Origin of the sequence: Shewanella litoralis (assembly GCF_009828585.1) — a bacterium.
Classification (GTDB): domain Bacteria; phylum Pseudomonadota; class Gammaproteobacteria; order Enterobacterales; family Shewanellaceae; genus Shewanella; species Shewanella litoralis.
On record NZ_WSRZ01000146.1, the window covers coordinates 1 to 292 of the forward strand.

General features: G+C 42.8%; 1 tRNA gene. It reads left to right on the forward strand.

Annotated features, from left to right (window positions below):
* The first annotated feature begins 45 nt into the window (after window positions 1–45).
* Window positions 46–121: transfer RNA gene (locus GQA99_RS20435), tRNA-Lys, on the forward strand.
* Window positions 122–292 lie beyond the last annotated feature (171 nt).

Below are 292 nucleotides of genomic sequence, written 5' to 3' on the forward strand. Positions count from 1 at the left end.
TTGGCTTTTGTTCCAGTAAGCAGTAAAGCTTATAAAAACCAAGATGGGTCGTTAGCTCAGTCGGTAGAGCAGTTGGCTTTTAACCAATTGGTCGAAGGTTCGAATCCTTCACGACCCACCACTTTTTAAATCGTGGTTAAAGAATTTAAGCGTTATACCAGATGGGGCGTTAGCTCAGTCGGTCTTGAAACATAGACAGTTGGCTTTTGCTCCAGTAAGCAGTAAAGCTTATAAAAACCAAGATGGGTCGTTAGCTCAGTCGGTAGAGCAGTTGGCTTTTAACCAATTGGTC